We start from the raw sequence: 16,878 nt of genomic DNA on the forward strand, positions 1-16,878 counted from the left end.
CGCGCTTGGCGCGCACCTAGGAGGCGGGCCGCTCCTCGCCGCTGCGCGCCAGGCGCATCTCGGCCGCCCGCGCATGCGCCTGCAGGCCTTCGCCGTAGGCCAGTTCGGCGGCGATCGGGCCCAGCGCCTGCGCGCCCTGCTCGCTCACCTCGATCAGGCTGCTGCGCTTCTGGAAGTCGTACACGCCCAGGGGCGAGGAGAAGCGCGCGGTGCCGCTGGTGGGCAGCACGTGGTTGGGGCCGGCGCAGTAGTCGCCCAGCGATTCGCTGGTGAAGGCGCCCAGGAAGATCGCGCCGGCGTGGCGCAGCAGCGGCTCCCACCTGTGCGGCTCGCGGCTGCTCACCTCCAGGTGCTCGGGGGCGATGCGGTTGCTGATGGCGCAGGCCTCCTCCATGTCGCGGGTGTGGATCAGCGCGCCGCGGCCCGTCAGGCTGGCAGCGATGATCTGCGCGCGCGGCATGTCCGGCAGCAGCCGGTCGATCTCGCGCTGCACGGCGTCGATGTAGGCGGCGTCGGGGCTGAGCAGGATGCTCTGCGCCAGCTCGTCGTGCTCGGCCTGGCTGAACAGGTCCATCGCCACCCAGTCGGGCGGCGTGCTGCCGTCGGCCAGCACCAGGATCTCGCTCGGGCCGGCGATCATGTCGATGCCCACGGTGCCGAACACGCGCCGCTTGGCGGCCGCCACGTAGGCGTTGCCGGGGCCGGTGATCTTGTCGACCGCCGGCACGGTGGCGGTGCCGTAGGCCAGCGCCGCCACGGCCTGGGCGCCGCCGATGGTGAAGGCGCGGGTGACGCCGGCGACGTGGGCCGCGGCCAGCACCAGCACGTTGCGCTCGCCCTGCGCGGCGGGCTCGGTACCGCTGCCGCCGGTGGCCACGCTGCCCTTGGCGGGCGTGGGCACGACCATGATGATTTCCTGCACGCCGGCCACGTGGGCGGGGATGGCGTTCATCAGCAGGCTCGACGGATAGGCCGCCTTGCCGCCCGGCACGTAGATGCCGACGCGGTCCAGCGGCGTGACCTTCTGGCCGAGCAGCGTGCCGTCGGCGTCGCGGTACGTCCAGCTCTCGCCGCTGGCCTTCTTCTGCGCCTCGTGGTAGCTGCGCACCCGCTCGGCTGCGCTGCGCAGGGCATCGCGCTGGGCGGCGGGAAGCGACTCGAAGGCCGCCCGGAAGTCGGCCTGCGTCAGTTCGAGCTGCGCCATCGACCCGGCGGCCAGCCCGTCGAAGCGGCGGGTGTACTCCAGCACCGCCGCGTCGCCGCGCCGCTGCACGTCGGCCAGGATGTCCGCGACACGCTGCTCGATGGCCGCGTCCGTGTCGGCCGACCAGTGCAGCCGCGCCTTGAAGTCGGCCTCGAAGCTGGCCGATGCGGTGGACAGGCGGGCGGGAGCGGCTTTCAGGCTCATGGGGCTAAGTTTTCGGGATGGCCGACGCGAAGGCGTCGATGATGCGGCGGATGGGCTCGCGCTTGAGCTTGAGCGCGGCCTGGTTGACGACCAGGCGGGCGCTGATGTCCATGATGCGCTCCACCTCGACGAGGTGGTTGGCCTTGAGCGTGTTGCCGGTGGACACGAGGTCGACGATGGCGTCGGCCAGGCCGGTCAGCGGCGCCAGCTCCATGCTGCCGTAGAGCTTGATCAGGTCCACGTGCACGCCCTTGCGGGCGAAGAACTCGCGCGACAGGCCGACGTACTTGGTCGCCACCGCGAGGCGCGCGCCCTGCTTCACGGCGCTGGCGTAGTCGTAGTCGGCGCGCACCGCCACCGACAGGCGGCAGGCGGCGATGCGCAGGTCCAGCGGCTGGTACAGGCCCTGGTTGCCGTGTTCGAGCAGCACGTCCAGCCCGGTCACGCCGAGGTCGGCGCCGCCGTACTGCACGTAGGTGGGCACGTCGGAGGCGCGCACCAGCACCACGCGCACGTCGGGCCGCGTGGTCGGCAGGATGAGCTTGCGCGACTTCTCCGGGTCTTCGGTGACCTCGATGCCGGCCGCGGCCAGCAGGGGCATCGTCTCCTCGAAGATACGGCCCTTGGACAAGGCGAGGGTGATCACGCGCGGGCTCCCGGAACGCGTTCGATGTCGGCGCCCAGGGCGCGCAGCTTCGCTTCCATGCGGTCGTAGCCGCGGTCCAGGTGGTAGATGCGGTCCACCAGCGTCTCGCCCTCGGCCACCAGGCCGGCGATGACCAGGCTGGCGGAGGCGCGCAGGTCGGTCGCCATCACCGTCGCGCCCGAGAGCTGCGGCACGCCCTCGATCACCGCCACCTTGCCGTCGGTCTGGATGCGCGCGCCCAGGCGCAGCAGCTCGTTGACGTGCATGAAGCGGTTCTCGAAGATCGTCTCGGCGACCGTGGCGGTGCCTTCGGCGATCACGTTCAGCGCCATGAACTGCGCCTGCATGTCGGTCGGGAAGCCCGGGTACTCGGTGGTGCGGAAGCTCTGGGCCTTCAGCCGGCCGGCGGCCTCGATGCGCAGGCCGCCGGGCACCTCGGCCACGGTGGCGCCGGCGTCGCGCAGCTTGTCGGTCACCGCATCCAGGTGCTCGGCCCGGGCGCCCAGCAGCAGCACGCTGCCGCCGGCCGCCGCCACCGCGCACAGGAAGGTGCCGGCCTCGATGCGGTCAGCCACCACCGTGTGCTCGCAGCCGTGCAGGCGCTCCACGCCCTGGATGCGGATGCGGCTGGTGCCGTGGCCTTCGATCTTCGCGCCCATCTTGATGAGCATCTCGGCCAGGTCGGGGATCTCGGGCTCCTGCGCGGCGTTCTCCAGGATCGTCTCGCCCTCGGCCAGCGCCGCGGCCATGAGGAAGTTCTCGGTGCCCGTCACCGTCACCATGTCGGTGGTGATGCGCGCGCCGCGCAGGCGCTTGAGGCCCGGCTGCAGGCCGGCCACCATGTAGCCGTGCTCCACGCGGATCTCGGCGCCCATCGCCGTGAGGCCCTTGATGTGCTGGTCCACCGGCCGCGAACCGATGGCGCAGCCGCCCGGCAGCGAGACCCTGGCGTGGCCGAAGCGCGCCACCAGCGGGCCCAGCGCCAGCACCGAGGCGCGCATGGTCTTCACCAACTCGTAGGGGGCCTCGGGGTTGGTCAGGTCGGCGGCGTCCAGGCGCACGGTGCCGTTGTCGTCGCGCTCGGCCGTGACGCCCATGTTGCGCACCAGCTTGAGCATGGTGGCCACGTCCTGCAGGCGCGGCACGTTGTGCAGCACCACCGGCTCGTCGGTCAGCAGGGCGGCGCACAGCTCGGGCAGGGCTGCGTTCTTGGCGCCGGAAATGCGCACCTCGCCGACCAGCCGGCGGCCGCCGCGGATGAGGAGTTTGTCCATCAGAGAAAAGTCCTTGGGACGGCGGCACCCGCCGTCCGGTCAGGGGAGGTTCAGGCCTGCAGCCGGGCCCACTCGGCGGGCGTGTACGTCTTCATCGACAGCGCATGCACCTCGTCGGTGTGCATTTTCGCACCCAGGGTGGCGTACACCCGCTGGTGCCGCTGGATCGGGCGCTTGCCCTCGAACTCGGGCGAGACAATGGTGGCGAACCAGTGGCGCCCGTCGCCCTCGAGCTGGATGTGCTCGCAGGACAGGCCGGCCTGGATGATGGACTGGAGTTCTTCGGCGGTCATGGTGAGCGAAGCGAACGAATGCGGCCGGGCGCCGGGCCGCCCCAAGCCGGCCGCGCCTCCCCCTCAGGGGGTGGCGACCCACGCCGCGAAGCGGCGGGCGGAGCTGGAGGGCAGATCATCTCATCCGCGGATCTTGTAGCCGATGCGAAGCAGGTGCACGGCCACCGCGCTCACCACCAGCCAGGCGCTGCCGACGATGCCCAGGCTGATCCAGGGCGACACGTCGGAGACGCCGAAGAAGCCGTGGCGGAAGCCGTCGATCATGTAGAAGAACGGGTTCGCGTGGCTCACCTGCTGCCAGAAGGCGGGAAGCGAATGGATGGAATAGAACACGCCCGAGAGGAAGGTCATGGGCATGATCAGGAAGTTCTGGAACACCGCCATCTGGTCGAACTTCTCGGCCCACAGGCCGGCGATCAGGCCCAGCGTGCCCAGCAGGGCCGCACCGAGAAAGGCGAAGACGAGGATCCACAGCGGCTGCGCGAAGGGCGGCACGGCGAAGAACAGCGTGACCAGCAGCACGCCCACCCCCACGATCAGCCCGCGCAGCACCGATGAACCCACGTAGGCGAAGAACCAGCCCCAGTGCGACAGCGGCGTGAGCAGCACGAACACCAGGCTGCCCATGATCTTGCTCTGGATGATCGAGGACGAGCTGTTGGCGAAGGCGTTCTGCAGCACGCTCATCATCACCAGGCCGGGCACCAGGAAGGCGGTGTAGCTGACCGTGCCGTAGACCTTGACGTGGTCCTCCAGCACGTGGCCGAAGACCATCAGGTACAGCACCGCGGTGAGCACCGGCGCGCCGATGGTCTGGGCCGCGACCTTCCAGAAGCGCAGCACCTCCTTGTAGAGCAGCGCGCGCCAGCCCAGGGGAGCGAAGCGTGCGGTCGTCGCGTCGCTCATCGGCTCACCTCCAGCGGCGTCTGCTCGCCGGCCATCAGGTCGATGAACACGTCCTCCAGGTCGGCCTTGCGCATCTCCACGTCCTCGACCGCCACGCCCGCCTCGCGCAACTGGGCCAGCACCTGCTCGACCTCGCGCGCGTCCTGCGCCGGCAACTGCACCACGCGGCCGGTGATGCGCGCGTGCTGCGCCAGCGACCACGGCAGGTTGGCGTCGGTCTTGAAGCGCAGCACGTTGCTGGCCGCCGACCGGAGCAGTTCGCTGGTGCGGTCCAGCGCGATCACCCGGCCCCTCTTGAGCATGGCGATGCGGTTGCACAGCGCCTCGGCCTCCTCCAGGTAGTGGGTGGTCAGCAGCACGGTGCTGCCCTGCTTGTTCAGCCGGGCGACGAACTGCCACAGCGTCTGGCGCAGTTCCACGTCCACGCCGGCGGTGGGCTCGTCCAGCACGATGACGGGCGGCTTGTGCACCAGCGCCTGCGCCACCAGCACACGGCGCTTCATGCCGCCGGAGAGCTGGCGCATGTTGGCCTCGGCCTTGTCGGCCAGGCCCAGGCTCTGCAGCAGCTCGTCGATCCAGTCGTCGTTGCGGGCGATGCCGAAGTAGCCGGACTGGATGCGCAGCGTCTCGCGCACGTTGAAGAAGGGGTCGAACACCAGCTCCTGCGGCACGATGCCGAGCTGGCGGCGGGCGTCGGCGAAGTGCGTCTGCACGTCGAAGCCATGCACGCTCACCTGGCCGGCCGTGGCCCGTGAAAGCCCTGCCAGGATGCTGATCAGCGTGGTCTTGCCCGCGCCGTTGGGGCCGAGCAGGCCGAAGAATTCGCCCTCCTCGATGTCGAAGCTGACATCATCCAGCGCGCGGAACGCACCCTGGTCGTGAGGCAAGGCATAGGTCTTGGAGACCGACTGGAAGCGGATCGCGGGCATGGGGCCGCGATTGTAGGAAAGCCCCTGGCCCCGCGCCGCCCGCGGGGCTTTGGCGAGCCGGCCTAGGGCGCCGCCGGCAGCAGCCCGGCGATGCCGTAGAGCGTGGCCAGTTCGCGCAGCCGCTGCGGCAGGCCCTTGACGGCGAAGCCCCGGCCCAGGGCGCTGGCCTCGCGGCGGCACTCGAGCAGCACCGCCAGCGCCGAGGAGTCGAACTGCGCCAGCGCGCTCGCATCCACGACGGCCGACGAACTGTTCTGGCCCGCCAGGCCCTGCTGCAGCATGCGCATGCACGCAGGCGCCTCCTCCTGCGTCAGACGCACGGGCAGCACCAGCATCAAGGCGTCGGTCTCGGCCATGTCGGGATCAGGACTTGGCGCCCGACTTGTTGCGCTCCGCCAGGGTGGCGATCAGGCCGTCGATGCCCTTGCTGTTGATCTCCTGCGCGAACTGCGTGCGGTAGGTGTCGACCAGCCACACGCCCATCACGTTCAGGTTGTAGACCTTCCAGCCGTAGCCCTGGCCAGGCGTCTTTTCCAGCCGGTAGTCGAGCTGCACCGGCTCGCCGCGGCCGCGCACCTCGGTGCGCACCAGCACTTCCTGGTCGGTGGGCGAGCCGCGGAAGGGCTTGATCACCACCGTCTGGTCGCTCACCTGGTCGAGCGCGCCGGCGTAGGTACGGACCAGCAGTTGCTTGAACTCGTCCTGCAGGCGCTGCTTCTGCTCGGGCGTGGCCTGGCGCCAGGCCGGACCGACGGTGGCGGCCGTCATGCGCTGGAAATTCACGTTCGGCATGATCTTGGAATCGACCAGCTGCATGATCCTGCCGACGTCGCCCGCCTTGATGGAGGCGTCGGCCTTGATGGTGTCCAGCACCTCGGTGGACAGGCGCTTGACCAGCGCGTCGGGCGCCTCGTCGGCCGCCAGCGCCGGCCGCACCAGGCCCGTGGAGGCGCTGAGCGCCAGGGCGGCAGCGGCGGTCCACCGGCCCAGGTCGCGGCGAAGCAGAGCGTTTTTCATCATCCTGTGGTCCTTCCTTGTGGCGTTCTGTCGTTGCGTGCTCGCACCGTGCCTGTGATCCGATGCATCGGCGGGGGTTCCGCCGCCGCCGGCCGGGGATGCAACGAGGTGCAGCCGCGGGCCTTACTCCTCGTCGCCCGGTATCTGGCCGTCGTGCACCTCGCTGAGGCGCCGCTGCAGGTAGGCGTCGCGCATGAAGGCATAGGGATCGAGCGCGGCATCGTCCAGCAGCCGCGTGGCGCGCAGCAGGCCGGCCCGGCGCTCCACCACCCGCAGCGCGCTCAGCGAGTTGCGGGCCGGGATGTCGTGCACGTGCCCCAGGGCATCGCCCTGGAAGTCCACCGGCAGGGCCGCGGTGTCGCGCACCGTCGACGGTCCCAGCAGCGGCAGCATCAGGAAGGGGCCGGAAGGCACGCCCCAGTAGCCCAGCGTCTGGCCGAAGTCCTCATTGTGGCGCTCGATGCCTGCCTCGGAGGCGATGTCCAGCAACCCGCCCAGGCCGAAGACGGTGTTGACGTTCAGGCGCATGAAGGTCTCGGCGCTGCCCTGCAGCTTGAACTGCAGCACGTTGTTGGCCAGGTTCCAGACGTCGCCCAGGTTGTTGAAGAAGTTGGTCACGCCGGTGCGCGCGAACTGCGGCACCACGTCCTGGTAGGCCGTGGCCACCGGACGCAGGACGGCCCGGTCGACGCCGTCGTTGAAGCGGTAGACCCCGCGGTTGAAGGACTCGAGGGGGTCGCGGTTGCGCGGCGACGCCTCGCCGGGCGCCTCGGCCTGGGCGAACGCCAGGCCGGCCGCGAGGCCCAGCGCCACGGCCGCGCCTGCGCGCCGTGCCGTCTGCGTTCTGCGTGCTTTCATCGTCATTTCTTGTTTCCCGCCCCTGGGGTGCTGCTGCCTTCCGCCGCCTTGCTGTAGAGGAACTGGCTGATGAGGTTCTCCAGGACCACGGCGGACTGCGTGTCGGTGACGACGTCGCCTGCCTGGAGGTTCTGCTCGCCGGCGCCCGCCTCGATCCCGATGTACTGGTCGCCCAGCAGGCCACTGGTCAGGATCTTGAACGAACTGTCCTTCGGAAAACTGTAACGACTCTGTAACGACATCAGGACATCGGCCTGGAAAGTCTTGTCATTGAAGGTGATGGATTCCACACGGCCGACCAGCACGCCGGAACTGCGCACGGCGGTCTGGGGCTTCAGGCCGCCGATGTTGTCGAAGCGGGCCGTCACCTGGTAGGTCTTCTGGAAGCTGAGGTTCAGCAGGTTGGCCGACTGCAGTGCCAGGAACAGCAGCGCCGCGGCGCCGAACAGCACGAACAGGCCCACCCACACGTCATTCTTCGATCGTTGCATTTCAATCCCTTTCAGCTTTCCCCTGCGCTGCGCATCGCCTGCAGCGAATACAACGCCGCCGAACAGGAGGCCGCGGAGCAGGTCATGCGGGGACACCCACGGAACCGGCTTGGCCGGGCCGCCGGGTATGCCCCCTTGAGGGGGTTGGCGAAGCGGAACGAAGTCCGCGAAGACTGGGGGTGTCTCATCATGAACTGAACATCATGGCCGTCAGCAGGAAATCCAGGCCGAGCACCGCCAGCGAAGCCACGACCACGGTGCGGGTGGTCGCGCGCGAGACGCCTTCGGGCGTGGCCCGCGCAGCGAAGCCCTCCAGCAGCGCCACGAAGGTCACGGTGATGCCGAACACGATGCTCTTGACGACGCCGTTGCCCAGGTCGCTGAACACGTCGACGCCGCTTTGCATGCGGCCCCAGAAGGTGCCCGCGTCGACGCCCAGCAGCACGCCCACGATGTAGGCACCCACGATGCCCACGGCGCTGAACACCGCCGCCAGCAGCGGCATGGTGATGACGCCGCCCCAGAAGCGCGGCGCCAGCACCCGCTTCACCGGGTCCACCGCCATCATCTCCATCGCGGCGAGCTGCTCGCCGGCCTTCATCAGCCCGATCTCGGCGGTGAGCGAGGTGCCCGCGCGGCCGGCGAACAGCAGCGCCGCCACCACCGGCCCCAGCTCGCGCACCAGCACCAGGGTGACCACCTGGCCCAGGATGTCGGCGGAGCCGAACTGCTGCAGCGTGTAGTACATCTGCAGCCCCAGCACGAAGCCGACGAACAGGCCCGAGACGGCAATGATCGCCAGCGAGTAGTTGCCCAGGAAGTGGACCTGATCGCGCACCAGTCCGAAGCGGCGCAGGCAGGCAGGCGCCAGCCGGAGCAACTGGACGAACAGCCGCGCGCCCACGCCCAGATCGGCGAGCTTGCTGCGCACCGCGAAGCCGACGTCGGCGGGCCGCCACCAGCTCATGCGCGGCCTCCTTGTCCGAAATCCTCCTCCACGGCCGGGCCGGGATGGTGGAAGCGCACCGGCCCGTCGGCCAGGGCGTTGACGAACTGGTGCACCAGCGGGTCGGTGCTCTCGCGCACCTGCCGCGGCGTGCCCTGCGCCGCCACCGTGCCATTGGCCAGGATGACGACGTGATCGGCGATGCGGAAGGTCTCGTCCAGGTCGTGCGAGACGACGATGCTGGTCAGGCCCAGCGCATCGTTGAGCCGGCGGATCAGCCGCGCGGCGGTGCCCAGCGAGATCGGGTCCAGCCCGGCGAAGGGCTCGTCGTACATGACCAGCTCCGGGTCGAGCGCGATGGCCCGCGCCAGCGCCACGCGGCGCGCCATGCCGCCGGAGACTTCGCTGGGCATCAGAGCGCGCGCATTGCGCAGGCCCACCGCCTCCAGCTTCATCAGCACGATGTCGCGCACCAGCGCCTCGGGCAGCGTGGTGTGCTCGCGCAGCGGGAAGGCGACGTTCTCGAACACGCTCATGTCGGTGAAGAGGGCCCCGAACTGGAACAGCATGCCCATCCGGCGCCGCGCGGCGAACAGCTCGGTCTGGCCGAGGCGCCCGATGTCCTGCCCGTCGAACAGCACCTCGCCGCGCTGCGCGCGCTCCTGGCCGCCGATCAGGCGCAGCACCGTGGTCTTGCCGCCGCCGGAGGCGCCCATCAGCGCCGTGACGCTGCCGCGCGGCGCGCTGAACGACACGCCATCGAGGATGGCGCGATCGCTGTAGGCGAAGTGCACGTCACGGAATTCGACCAGCGGCGCAGTCAAGGGCGAAAAGTTCCTTCCAACAGAAAAGCCGGGGCACCTGGTGGCATCCCGGCTTGGGCATTGAGGCAATGATAAGGGAAGCGCCGGCGCCCGCCCTGCCCCTTCAAAGGGAACAGAGCGTTTCTGCGGCGGCAACGTCAGCGCGGCAGGTCGCTGAACCCCATCAGGAACTCGTCCACCGCGCGCGCGGCCTGGCGGCCCTCGCGGATCGCCCAGACGACCAGCGACTGGCCACGGCGCATGTCGCCCGCCGCGAAGACCTTCTCCACGTTGGTCGCGTAGCCGCCGGTGAAGTCCACCGTCGCCTTGGCGTTGCCCCGGGCATCCTTCTCGATGCCGAAGGCGTCCAGCACCGGCGCGACCGGGCTGACGAAGCCCATCGCCAGCAGCACCAGGTCGGCCTTGTAGATCTTCTCGGTGTCGGGCACCTCGACGAACCTGCCGTCCTTGAACTCCACCTGCACCGTCTTCAGGCCCGTGACCTTGCCCTTTTCGCCGATGAACTCCTTGGTGGAGATGGCGAACTCGCGCTCGCAGCCCTCCTCGTGGCTGGAGCTGGTGCGCAGCTTGTAGGGCCAGTAGGGCCACACCAGCGGCTTGTTCTCCTGCTCGGGCGGCATCGGCATCAGCTCGAACTGGGTGACGCTCGCCGCGCCATGGCGGTTGCTGGTGCCCACGCAGTCGGAGCCGGTGTCGCCGCCGCCGATCACGATGACGTGCTTGCCGGAGGCAGACAACTGGCCCTTGACCTTGTCGCCGGCGTTGACGCGGTTCTGCTGCGGCAGGAACTCCATGGCGAAGTGGATGCCGTCCAGTTCGCGGCCCGGCGCCGGCAGGTCGCGCGACTGCTCGGCTCCGCCGGTCAGCAGCACGGCGTCGAACTCCTTCTTGAGCTGCTCGGGCGTGACGGTCTCCTTGGCCAGGTTGGTGACCTTGGAGCCCTTGCCCAGCGGATCCTTGGCGGCGCCGACCACCACGCCGGTGCGGAACACCACGCCTTCGGCCTTCATCTGCTCCACGCGGCGGTCGATGTGCGACTTCTCCATCTTGAAGTCGGGGATGCCGTAGCGCAGCAGGCCGCCGACGCGGTCGTTCTTCTCGAACAGCGTCACATCATGGCCGGCGCGCGCCAGCTGCTGCGCCGCGGCCATGCCGGCCGGGCCGGCGCCGACCACGGCGACCTTCCTGCCCGTCTTGTGGCGGGCCGGGCGCGGCACCACCCAGCCCTCTTCCCAGGCGCGGTCGATGATGGCGTGCTCGATCGACTTGATGCCGATCGGGTCGTTGTTGATGTTCAGCACGCAGGCCGCCTCGCAGGGCGCGGGGCAGATGCGGCCGGTGAACTCCGGGAAGTTGTTGGTGCTGTGCAGCACCTCGATGGCGCTGACCCAGTCCTGCCGGTACACCAGGTCGTTGAAGTCCGGGATGACGTTGTTGACCGGGCAGCCGTTGTTGCAGAACGGCGTGCCGCAGTCCATGCAGCGCGCGCCCTGGATCTTCGCCTGCTCCTGGTCGAGGCCGACGACGAACTCCTTGTAGTGCTTCACGCGCTCGGGGACGGGCTTGTAGCCCTCCTCGATGCGCTCGTATTCCATGAAGCCGGTGATCTTTCCCATCGTGCGTTCCTGTTCTTTCTCGGTGTTCAGACGGCGGCTTCGGCCGGGCGCGTGGCATGCGGCTCCAGGCCGACGTGCGCGTTGTTGCCGCTGCTGGTCAGCTCGACGCGGCGGTCGTGGATCTCCGCCAGGGCGCGCTTGTACTCGTTGGGGAAGACCTTCACGAACCGGGTGCGGGACAGCGCCCAGTCGTCCAGCAGCTCGCGCGCGCGCTTGCTGCCGGTCCAGCGGTGGTGCGACTCCAGCAGGCGCCGCAGCTGTGCCTCGTCGGTCTCGCCGGCGTGCCAGTGCTTGCGGTGCACGGTGGCTGTCTGCTCGGCCGCGGTGAGCACCTTCTCCAGCGTCACCATCGCCATGTTGCAGCGCGAGGCGAACTGGCCGTCCTCGTCGTACACGTAGGCCACGCCGCCGCTCATGCCGGCGGCGAAGTTGCGACCGGTCTTGCCCAGCACGGCGACGGTGCCGCCGGTCATGTACTCGCAGCCGTGGTCGCCGGTGCCCTCCACCACCGCGGTGGCGCCCGACAGCCGCACCGCGAAGCGCTCGCCCGCCACGCCGGCCAGGAAGGCCTCGCCGGTGGTGGCGCCGTACAGCGCCGTGTTGCCGACGATGATGTTCTTCGCCGCCTCGCCGCGGAAGTCCAGGCTGGGGCGCACCACCACGCGGCCGCCCGAGAGGCCCTTGCCGGTGTAGTCGTTGGCCTCGCCGATCAGGTACAGCGTGATGCCGCGCGCCAGGAAGGCGCCGAAGGACTGGCCGCCCGTGCCCTCGAGCTGGATGCGGATGGAGTCGTCGGGCAGCCCTTCCGGGTGCACCTTGGTCAGCGCGCCGGAGAGCATCGCGCCCACCGAGCGGTTGACGTTGCGCACCGTCTCGATGAACTGCACCTTCTCGCCCTTGTCGATGGCCGGGCGCGAGCGCTCGATCAGGCGCTGGTCCAGGCTCTTCTCCAGGCCGTGGTCCTGGTTCTCGACGTGGAAGCGCGGCACGTCGGCCGGCACCTGCGGCTGGGCGAACAGACGCGAGAAGTCCAGCCCGCGCGCCTTCCAGTGCTCGATGCCCTTCTTCATGTCCAGCAGGTCGCAGCGGCCGATCAGGTCATCGAACTTCCGGATGCCCAGCTGCGCCATGAGCTGGCGCACTTCCTCGGCGACGAAGAAGAAGTAGTTGACGACGTGCTCGGGTCGGCCGGCGAACTTCTTGCGCAGCACCGGGTCCTGCGTGGCCACGCCCACCGGGCAGGTGTTGAGGTGGCACTTGCGCATCATGATGCAGCCCTCGACCACCAGCGGCGCGGTGGCGAAGCCGAACTCGTCGGCGCCCAGCAGTGCGCCGATGACGACGTCGCGGCCGGTCTTCATCTGGCCGTCGGCCTGCACGCGGATGCGGCTGCGCAGGCGGTTGAGCACCAGCGTCTGCTGGGTCTCGGCCAGGCCGATCTCCCAGGGGCTGCCGGCGTGCTTGATGGACGACCAGGGGGAGGCGCCGGTGCCGCCGTCGTGGCCGGCGATCACCACGTGGTCGCTCTTGCACTTGGCCACGCCCGCGGCGATGGTGCCCACGCCCACTTCGCTCACCAGCTTGACGCTGATGGAGGCGTGCGGCGCCACGTTCTTCAGGTCGTGGATGAGCTGCGCCAGGTCCTCGATGGAGTAGATGTCATGGTGCGGCGGCGGGCTGATCAGGCCCACGCCGGGCACCGAGTAGCGCTGCTTGCCGATGTACTCGGTGACCTTGCCGCCGGGCAGCTGGCCGCCCTCGCCGGGCTTGGCGCCCTGCGCCATCTTGATCTGCACCTGGTCGGCCGAGGCCAGGTATTCGGCCGTGACGCCGAAGCGGCCCGAGGCCACCTGCTTGATGCGCGAGCGCAGCGAATCGCCCTCGGCGAGCGGCAGGTCCACCTCGACGTTCTCGGCGCCGATCTCGCTCTTGAGCGTGGCCCCTTGCTTGATCGGGATGCCCTTGAGCTCGTTGCGGTAGCGCGCCGGGTCCTCGCCGCCCTCGCCGGTATTGCTCTTGCCGCCGATGCGGTTCATGGCGATGGCCAGCGTGGAGTGCGCCTCGGTGCTGATCGAGCCCAGCGACATGGCGCCGGTGGCGAAGCGCTTGACGATCTCGGCGGCCGGCTCGACCTCCTCGACCGGGATGGCCTGCGCCGGGTCGAACCTGAACTCGAACAGGCCGCGCAGCGTCAGGTGGCGGCGGCTCTGGTCGTTGATGATCTGCGCGTATTCCTTGTAGGTGCCGAAGTTGTTGGCGCGGGTGGAGTGCTGCAGCTTGGCGATCGCGTCGGGCGTCCACATGTGGTCCTCGCCGCGGGTGCGCCAGGCGTATTCGCCGCCGGCGTCCAGCATGTTGGCGAGCACCGGGTCGTCGCCGAAGGCGGCCTTGTGCATGCGGATCGCTTCCTGCGCGATCTCGAACACGCCGATGCCTTCCACGCGGCTGGCCGTGCCGGTGAAGTACTTGGCCACCGTCTCGCTGTTCAGGCCGATGGCCTCGAAGAGCTGGGCGCCGCAGTAGCTCATGTACGTCGACACGCCCATCTTGGACATGATCTTCGACAGGCCCTTGCCGATCGCCTTGACGTAGTTGTAGACGGCCTTGTCGGCCGACAGCGCGCCCGGCAGGTCCTTGTGCATCGCCACCAGGGTTTCCATCGCCAGGTAGGGGTGCACGGCCTCGGCGCCGTAGCCGGCCAGCACGGCGAAGTGGTGCACCTCGCGCGCGGTGCCGGTCTCCACCACCAGGCCCGCCGCGGTGCGCAGGCCCTCGCGCACCAGGTGCTGGTGAATGGCCGACAGCGCCAGCAGCGCCGGGATGGCGACCTGCGTGCTGCTCATCGAGCGGTCGCTGACGATCAGGATGTTCTTGCCGCCCTTGATGGCATCCACCGCCTCGGCGCACAGCGACGCGAGCTTGGCCTCCACCCCCTCGTGGCCCCAGGCCAGCGGGTAGGTGATGTCCAGCGTGTAGCTCTTGAACTTGCCCTGCGTGTGCGCCTCGATCTCGCGCAGCTTGCCCATGTCCTGGAAGTCCAGGATGGGCTGGCTCACCTCCAGGCGCATCGGCGGGTTGACCTGGTTGATGTCCAGCAGGTTGGGCTTGGGGCCGATGAAGGACACCAGCGACATCACGATCGCCTCGCGGATCGGGTCGATCGGCGGATTGGTCACCTGTGCGAACAGCTGCTTGAAGTAGTTGTACAGCGGCTTGTTCTTGCCCGAGAGCACGGCCAGCGGGCTGTCGTTGCCCATCGAGCCGATGCCTTCCTCGCCGTTGGTGGCCATCGGCGCCATCAGGAAGCGGATGTCTTCCTGCGTCATGCCGAAGGCCTGCTGGCGGTCCAGCAGCGTGCCCGGCTCGGATACCGGGATGTCGCTGGCGTTCGGCTCCACGTCGTCCAGGCGGATGCGCAGGTTCTCGATCCACTGCTTGTAGGGCTTGCTGTGGGCCAGCGTCGCCTTGACCTCCTCGTCGTCGATCATGCGGCCCTGGTCGAGGTCGATGAGGAACATCCTGCCCGGCTGCAGGCGCCACTTGCGCACGATCTTGGCCTCGGGCACCGGCAGCACGCCGGACTCGGAGGCCATGATGACCAGGTCGTCGTCGGTCACGCAGTAGCGCGAGGGGCGCAGGCCGTTGCGGTCCAGCGTGGCGCCGATCTGGCGGCCGTCGGTGAAGACGATGGAGGCCGGCCCGTCCCAGGGCTCCAGCATGGCCGCGTGGTATTCGTAGAAAGCGCGGCGGCGCGGGTCCATGGTGGCATGCTGTTCCCAGGGCTCCGGGATCATCATCATCACGGCCTGGCTGATCGGGTAGCCGGCCATGGTCAGCAGCTCGAGGCAGTTGTCGAAGGTGGCGGTGTCGGACTGGCCGGCGAAGCTGATCGGGTAGAGCTTGGCCAGATCGGCGCCGAGCACGGGCGAACTCATCACGCCCTCGCGCGCCTTCATCCAGTTGTAGTTGCCCTTGACGGTGTTGATCTCGCCGTTGTGGGCCACGTAGCGGTACGGGTGGGCCAGCGGCCACTCGGGGAAGGTGTTGGTCGAAAAGCGCTGGTGCACCAGGCCCAGCGCCGAGACGCAGCGCTCGTCCTGCAGGTCCAGGTAGTAGGTACCCACCTGGTCGGCCAGCAGCAGGCCCTTGTAGACCACGGTGCGGCTGGACATGCTGGGCACGTAGTACTCTTTCGAGTACTTGAGCTTGAGCGCCTGGATGTTGGCGCTGGCGGTCTTGCGGATCACGTAGAGCTTGCGCTCCAGCGCGTCCTGCACGATCACGTCGGCCCCGCGGCCGATGAAGACCTGGCGCGCGATCGGCTCGGTCTTGCGCACGGTGGGCGACATGGGCATGTCGCGGTTGACGGGCACGTCGCGCCAGCCCAGCAGCACCTGGCCCTCGGCCTTGATGGCGCGCTCCATTTCCTGCTCGCAGGCCAGGCGCGAGGCGTGCTCCTTGGGCAGGAAGATCATGCCCACGCCGTACTCGCCGGGCGGCGGCAGCGTCACGCCCTGCTTGGCCATCTCCTCGCGGTACAGCGCATCCGGCAACTGGATCAGGATGCCGGCGCCGTCGCCCATCAGCTTGTCGGCCCCCACGGCACCCCGGTGATCGAGGTTCTCCAGGATCTTCAGCGCCTGGGTCACGATGGCATGGCTCTTCTCGCCCTTGATGTGGGCCACGAAGCCGACGCCGCAGGCGTCGTGTTCATCGGCTGCCGAGTACAGGCCGTGTTGCTGAAGGTGGTCGATTTCGGCTGCCGTGGTCATGGCACGTTCTCCTAGGGTTTTCTCGGGGGATTCGGAGCATACGGCGCTGCACAAACAATGCCAAACACTTTAATTGGGGTCAGATTCCATTTAAAAGTCGACAAAATCAATCGAAAATAAATTGGGGACATATTAAAAAGAGGAGCAAAGAACCTACACGAAATGGCCATTCGGAACAGATTCAGACGGGCGCGGAAGGGCCTGGTCTACGCGGCCGGCCGGGCGCGGCCTTCACCAGACGCCGGCCGGTGTGCTGCTGGAGCACGGCAAGAAAGGCCGGATCGCCCAGCACCCAGCCCTGCTCGACGGCGCGGTCGAGGGCCTCCTCCACCGCCGGCGCCACGCCCTGGTGCACGCGCTCGGCGTAGGCCGCTTCCCGCTCGAAGGGCGTGTTGCCCAGGCGCCAATAGAGCGCCGGCGGGGTCAGGATGCGGTCGCTGGCCTGCCCCAGGTAGTGCGCGTGGCTGGACCAGGGGTACAGCCGCGCCTCCTGCACCAGGCCGGCGCGCACCGGGCGCAGGTCCATGGCGGCCATGCACGGCAGCAGGTAGCGCTCGGCCTGCAGGATGGTGGCGCGGTAGCGGCCGTCCCACAGGGTGCCGCTGCGGCCGTGCCGGTCGTTGAAGTGGCGCACGTAGCGGCGCCCCACCGCCTGCATCCACTGCGGCAGCGCGTCGGCGCTGGCCGGCGTGGCCAGCAGCCGGAAGTGGTCGTCCATCAGCACGTAGGCGTGCAGCGCGACGCCGAAGCGCCGCGCGTTCTCGTCCAGCAGCGCCAGCAGCATCTGGCGATCCGCCGAGTCGGCGAAGATCGGCTGGCGGTTGTGCCCGCGCTGCAGCAGGAGGTGGAGCTGGTTCGGCAGCGCCAGGCGGGCGAGGCGGGCCATGTGGTGGTTACG

At 69.1% G+C, this 16,878-nt stretch carries 15 protein-coding genes; all 15 read right to left on the reverse strand.

The window, feature by feature from the left end; translation table 11 throughout:
• Positions 1-16: 16 nt before the first annotated feature.
• Positions 17-1,408 (reverse strand): histidinol dehydrogenase, encoded by a 1,392-nt coding sequence (gene hisD / locus Q392_RS14285; protein ID WP_038208762.1) that lies wholly within the window; start codon positions 1,406-1,408, stop codon positions 17-19.
• A gap of 4 nt (positions 1,409-1,412) precedes the next feature.
• Positions 1,413-2,054: an ATP phosphoribosyltransferase gene (gene hisG / locus Q392_RS14290; protein ID WP_038208765.1), complete on the reverse strand. Its 642-nt coding sequence runs from the start codon at positions 2,052-2,054 to the stop codon at positions 1,413-1,415.
• Positions 2,051-3,328 carry a UDP-N-acetylglucosamine 1-carboxyvinyltransferase gene (murA, locus tag Q392_RS14295; protein WP_038208768.1) on the reverse strand — a complete coding sequence of 426 codons (1,278 nt, stop codon included), beginning with the start codon at positions 3,326-3,328 and terminating at the stop codon, positions 2,051-2,053. The genes hisG and murA overlap by 4 nt, the downstream gene beginning before the upstream one ends.
• A 50-nt stretch (positions 3,329-3,378) precedes the next feature.
• Positions 3,379-3,621 carry a BolA family protein gene (locus tag Q392_RS14300; protein WP_038208771.1) on the reverse strand — a complete coding sequence of 81 codons (243 nt, stop codon included), beginning with the start codon at positions 3,619-3,621 and terminating at the stop codon, positions 3,379-3,381.
• A 120-nt stretch (positions 3,622-3,741) separates the two neighbouring features.
• Entirely contained in the window at positions 3,742-4,527 is a 786-nt protein-coding gene (locus tag Q392_RS14305) for an ABC transporter permease (RefSeq protein WP_051953477.1), read from the reverse strand.
• On the reverse strand, positions 4,524-5,456 hold the full coding sequence (locus Q392_RS14310; RefSeq protein ID WP_038208774.1) for an ABC transporter ATP-binding protein: 933 nt from the start codon (positions 5,454-5,456) through the stop codon (positions 4,524-4,526). The genes Q392_RS14305 and Q392_RS14310 overlap by 4 nt, the downstream gene beginning before the upstream one ends.
• A 62-nt stretch (positions 5,457-5,518) precedes the next feature.
• On the reverse strand, positions 5,519-5,791 hold the full coding sequence (locus Q392_RS14315; RefSeq protein ID WP_038208880.1) for an STAS domain-containing protein: 273 nt from the start codon (positions 5,789-5,791) through the stop codon (positions 5,519-5,521).
• A 28-nt stretch (positions 5,792-5,819) separates the two neighbouring features.
• Positions 5,820-6,473: an MlaC/ttg2D family ABC transporter substrate-binding protein gene (locus tag Q392_RS14320; RefSeq protein ID WP_038208883.1), complete on the reverse strand. Its 654-nt coding sequence runs from the start codon at positions 6,471-6,473 to the stop codon at positions 5,820-5,822.
• A gap of 123 nt (positions 6,474-6,596) precedes the next feature.
• A complete protein-coding gene (locus tag Q392_RS14325) occupies positions 6,597-7,337 on the reverse strand; it encodes an MlaA family lipoprotein (RefSeq protein ID WP_038208777.1) in 741 nt (246 codons plus the stop codon).
• Positions 7,334-7,822, reverse strand: a complete 489-nt coding sequence (mlaD, locus tag Q392_RS14330) for an outer membrane lipid asymmetry maintenance protein MlaD (RefSeq protein WP_038208780.1) — start codon at positions 7,820-7,822, stop codon at positions 7,334-7,336. Before mlaD ends, Q392_RS14325 begins: the two co-directional genes overlap by 4 nt.
• Positions 7,823-8,009: 187 nt before the next feature.
• Entirely contained in the window at positions 8,010-8,789 is a 780-nt protein-coding gene (mlaE, locus tag Q392_RS14335) for a lipid asymmetry maintenance ABC transporter permease subunit MlaE (RefSeq protein ID WP_038208781.1), read from the reverse strand.
• Entirely contained in the window at positions 8,786-9,592 is an 807-nt protein-coding gene (locus Q392_RS14340) for an ABC transporter ATP-binding protein (RefSeq protein ID WP_038208782.1), read from the reverse strand. The genes mlaE and Q392_RS14340 overlap by 4 nt, the downstream gene beginning before the upstream one ends.
• Positions 9,593-9,729: 137 nt before the next feature.
• Complete coding sequence (locus Q392_RS14345) at positions 9,730-11,208, reverse strand: glutamate synthase subunit beta (RefSeq protein WP_038208783.1); 1,479 nt, start codon at positions 11,206-11,208, stop codon at positions 9,730-9,732.
• Between the two features lie 26 nt (positions 11,209-11,234).
• Complete coding sequence (locus Q392_RS14350; RefSeq protein WP_038208784.1) at positions 11,235-15,980, reverse strand: glutamate synthase-related protein; 4,746 nt, start codon at positions 15,978-15,980, stop codon at positions 11,235-11,237.
• A 181-nt stretch (positions 15,981-16,161) separates the two neighbouring features.
• On the reverse strand, positions 16,162-16,866 hold the full coding sequence (locus tag Q392_RS14355; protein WP_038208786.1) for a transposase: 705 nt from the start codon (positions 16,864-16,866) through the stop codon (positions 16,162-16,164).
• Positions 16,867-16,878 lie beyond the last annotated feature (12 nt).

This window comes from Xenophilus azovorans DSM 13620, from assembly GCF_000745855.1.
In the GTDB taxonomy this organism is placed as follows: domain Bacteria; phylum Pseudomonadota; class Gammaproteobacteria; order Burkholderiales; family Burkholderiaceae_C; genus Xenophilus; species Xenophilus azovorans.

Bases quoted from the DNA above. Each gene is read 5' to 3' on its own strand.
- Q392_RS14355 (WP_038208786.1), bottom strand. From the start codon at position 16,866: ATGGCCCGCCTCGCCCGCCTGGCGCTGCCGAACCAGCTCCACCTCCTG.
- Q392_RS14325 (WP_038208777.1), bottom strand. From the start codon at position 7,337: ATGACGATGAAAGCACGCAGAACGCAGACGGCACGGCGCGCAGGCGCG.
- mlaE (WP_038208781.1), bottom strand. From the start codon at position 8,789: ATGAGCTGGTGGCGGCCCGCCGACGTCGGCTTCGCGGTGCGCAGCAAG.
- murA (WP_038208768.1), bottom strand. From the start codon at position 3,328: ATGGACAAACTCCTCATCCGCGGCGGCCGCCGGCTGGTCGGCGAGGTG.
- Q392_RS14350 (WP_038208784.1), bottom strand. From the start codon at position 15,980: ATGACCACGGCAGCCGAAATCGACCACCTTCAGCAACACGGCCTGTAC.
- Q392_RS14310 (WP_038208774.1), bottom strand. From the start codon at position 5,456: ATGCCCGCGATCCGCTTCCAGTCGGTCTCCAAGACCTATGCCTTGCCT.
- Q392_RS14315 (WP_038208880.1), bottom strand. From the start codon at position 5,791: ATGCTGGTGCTGCCCGTGCGTCTGACGCAGGAGGAGGCGCCTGCGTGC.
- Q392_RS14345 (WP_038208783.1), bottom strand. From the start codon at position 11,208: ATGGGAAAGATCACCGGCTTCATGGAATACGAGCGCATCGAGGAGGGC.
- Q392_RS14305 (WP_051953477.1), bottom strand. From the start codon at position 4,527: ATGAGCGACGCGACGACCGCACGCTTCGCTCCCCTGGGCTGGCGCGCG.
- mlaD (WP_038208780.1), bottom strand. From the start codon at position 7,822: ATGCAACGATCGAAGAATGACGTGTGGGTGGGCCTGTTCGTGCTGTTC.
- Q392_RS14300 (WP_038208771.1), bottom strand. From the start codon at position 3,621: ATGACCGCCGAAGAACTCCAGTCCATCATCCAGGCCGGCCTGTCCTGC.
- Q392_RS14320 (WP_038208883.1), bottom strand. From the start codon at position 6,473: ATGAAAAACGCTCTGCTTCGCCGCGACCTGGGCCGGTGGACCGCCGCT.
- hisD (WP_038208762.1), bottom strand. From the start codon at position 1,408: ATGAGCCTGAAAGCCGCTCCCGCCCGCCTGTCCACCGCATCGGCCAGC.